Source organism: Hymenobacter agri (assembly GCF_054778495.1).
The window spans coordinates 1-3,069 of sequence record NZ_BAAGZM010000522.1; the positions used below are offsets into that span (position 1 = coordinate 1).

General features: G+C 63.8%; 4 protein-coding genes. 1 reads left to right on the forward strand and 3 read right to left on the reverse strand.

The genetic code is table 11. From position 1 onward, the window contains the following. On the forward strand, positions 1-720 hold a 720-nt coding region (locus tag ACYVDE_RS18715), incomplete at its 5' end, for an ammonium transporter (RefSeq protein ID WP_460503065.1). A gap of 83 nt (positions 721-803) precedes the next feature. Here ACYVDE_RS18715 and ACYVDE_RS18720 read toward each other — a convergent pair. The 3 genes from ACYVDE_RS18720 to ACYVDE_RS18730 form a co-directional block, all read right to left on the reverse strand. After that, on the reverse strand, positions 804-1,511 hold the full coding sequence (locus ACYVDE_RS18720; protein ID WP_460503066.1) for an SAM-dependent methyltransferase: 708 nt from the start codon (positions 1,509-1,511) through the stop codon (positions 804-806). Beyond that, entirely contained in the window at positions 1,511-2,293 is a 783-nt protein-coding gene (locus ACYVDE_RS18725) for an alpha/beta fold hydrolase (RefSeq protein WP_460503067.1), read from the reverse strand. The genes ACYVDE_RS18720 and ACYVDE_RS18725 overlap by 1 nt, the downstream gene beginning before the upstream one ends. Positions 2,294-2,459: 166 nt before the next feature. Beyond that, a partial coding sequence (locus tag ACYVDE_RS18730) for a Rossmann-fold NAD(P)-binding domain-containing protein (RefSeq protein ID WP_460503068.1) occupies positions 2,460-3,069 on the reverse strand: 610 nt, incomplete at its 5' end.

Genomic DNA, 3,069 nt, shown 5'->3' on the forward strand with positions numbered 1-3,069 from the left:
GCGCTGGCCCTGGGCCGCCGCCACACCCACCTCGAAGGCCACACCCACGTGCCGCCCAACGTGCCGTTCATCCTCATCGGTACGGGCCTGCTCTGGTTCGGCTGGTTCGGGTTCAACGCCGGCTCGGCGCTGGCCGCTAATGCTACGGCGGTGCAGGCCTTCTTCACCACGCACCTCGCTTCGGCCGCCGCCATGCTCACCTGGATGATGATTGAGGCTGTGCGTGGGCAGCGCCCCTCGGCGGCCGGTGCGGCCATTGGCGCGGTCGTGGGTCTGGTGGCCATTACCCCGGCGGCGGGCTACGTGAGCTACGGCCCGGCGCTGTTCATCGGCGTGGTGTCGGCCGCCATCAGCGCCGGCGCGGTTGATTTGAAGAACAAAACCACGCTCGACGATACGCTCGACGTGTTCCCCTGCCACGGCGTGGGCGGCATCGTGGGCATGCTGCTCACCGCCATTTTCGCCAAAGACGGCGGCCTCGCTACCACCGGCTCCTGGACGCTACTGCTGCACCACCTCGGCGCGCTGGCCTTCATTTCGGTGTTCACGTTCGGCGGCTCCTACCTGCTCTATAAAGTGACGAACGTGCTCATTCCCATTCGGGTAAATGCCACCCACGAAGCTGACGGCCTCGACCTGAGCCAGCACGGCGAAACCGTGCTGCCGGCACCCCACGAGAGTAATTTAGTGGTCGAGCCCCGTTTGATGATGCGGGCGTAAGTACGAGTACCCCGAAATTTTATTTCGAGACGCGAGAACGACGATGTTCGCACGTCCCGAAATAAAATTTCGGGGTACTCCACCTACGTGCCGATAATAAACACCGTCGGAATCTTGTGCAGCTCCGGGGCCGGCAGCCTTTTCCAGTCGCTCACCGTCAGGGTCCGGATGAACTCGCCCGCGCCCGTCACATCGGCCGCCACGCATAGGCGGGTGCCGGGCTGCAGGTGCGCCAGTAGGTCGGCAAACAGCGCCCCGTTGCGGTACGGCGTTTCGATGAACAGCTGCGACTGCTGCCGCTGCTGCGCCTCCTTTTCCAGCGCCTTGATAGCGGCCACACGCGGCGCTTTCTCGATGGGCAAATACCCGTGAAACGCGAACTGCTGCCCATTCAGCCCCGAGGCCATGAGCGCCAGCAGCAGCGACGACGGCCCCACCAGCGGCACCACGCGCAGGCCCTGCCGGTGCGCTTCCCGGGCCAGCGCCGCGCCGGGGTCAGCAATGCCGGGGCAGCCCGCTTCGCTGAGAATGCCGGCATTGATGCCTTCTTTCGCCAGCGGCGCGAGGGCGGCTTTTACTTCCGCGTCAGTGCTGTCTTTGTCGATGACCACGAAGCGAATATCCTCGATGACACGGTGTGGGGCCACGCTTTTCACGAAGCGCCGGGCCGTGCGGGCATTCTCCACCAGGAAATAGGGGAGGGTGGCCACGGCCGTTACCACCTGCGGCGGTAGCACCTGCGGGGCCGTGTCGTCGGCCAGCGGCGTGGGAATGAGGAAGAGAGTTTTCATTAGCTCAGCGCAAACGCCTTCACCATCTCAAAAATCTCCTCCGGCTTCTCGGCGTGCACCCAGTGCCCAGCGTCAACCACCGTAGCCACCTGCGAGTGCGGAAACAGCGCCGGAATACTGTGCAGCTTATCCTCGGCGGTGATGTAGTCAGATTTGCCGCCCCGGATGAACAGCGCGGGCTTCAGAAACGGCGCGGCGCTGCTAGTTTCTTCGCCGATGGCCGCCAGCTGCGCCGCCAGCACTTCGAGGTTAATGCGCCAGGCGAAGGTATTGTCTTCCTTGCGGTAGAGGTTTTTCAGTAGGAACTGCCGAGTGCCCACGTTGGGCACGTACTTGGCCAGCGCGGCGTCGGCTTCCTGCCGGTTGGTGCAGGTGCTGAAATCGACGGATTGCAGGCCGGCCACAATGTCGTCCTGGTGCTCCATGTTGGAGAAGCGCGGGGCGATGTCGACCACGATGAGCTTGGCCAACCGCTCGGGGTGGTCGAGGGCGAGGCGCATGGCTACCTTGCCACCCATGCTGTGGCCCATCAGGGTCGTATCGGGGCCTAGCTGCAGGTGGTCGAACAGCTCCAGTACGTCCTGCGCCATGAGGGCGTAGGTGTGCTCCGGCGAGTGAAACGAGCGGCCGTGGTTACGCAAATCGACGCTGATAACGCGCAGGCCGGCCTCGGTGGCCCAGCGGCGGGCCAGGCTCTGCCAGTTGTCGAGCGTGCCAAACAAACCGTGAAGGATAACCAGCGGGCGGCCCTGGCCCTGGTCGAGGTGATGAAGTAGCGGCATGGCGCAAAAGTAGCGCGTGGGGCCGCGAAAGCCGTTTAGGCCAATAGTAGAACGTCATGCTGAGCTTGTCGAAGCACCTCTAATGCAATAGTAAAATTGATTACCTGCGCGGTAGAGATGCTTCGACAAGCTCAGCATGACGTTCTTATTTTAAACAGGTGGACGCTTATGCGCCCGCCGAGGCTGCCTTAAACACCGGCGCAAACACCGTCTGCGCAAATTCCTCCACCGTGGTGGGCGTGGTGCTGGCCGCATCGCGCGGGCCGGCGCTCATCGACTTGCCTTCGTTGATGTTGCGCGTCATCTCGTCGTAGAGGTCAGCCTGATTCTCGCTCAGGCCAGCGCCTACCATGCCCTTCTTAGCGTCTTCGTAGGAGAAGGCCACGTAGGGCAGCTCCGGCCGGCCAATGGCCTGGCCGAGGGCGGCCGTGGCTTCGGCTAGGGTGTAGTCGCGCGGGCCGAGGATGTACTGCACGGCGTGAGTTCCGGACTGGTCGGCCGTTAAAAACTCGGCAGCTTTGGCGGCGATGTCCTTGGTGGCCACCATCGGGAAAGCTACGTCGGCCCGGGTGGCCGAGCCGGCAATGCCCATATGCTGAATCATACCCACGTTGGCCAGCAGGTTTTCCATGAAGTAGGCCGGGCGCAGGTGCGTTACGTGCAGGCCCTCGATGGCATTGAGGCGGGCTTCCTGGCGGTGCAGGCCCACCACGGGGCCGGTGCCGGCGGCCTCATCGGCCCCGATGCTGCTCAGGTGCACGGCTTGCTTGAGGCCG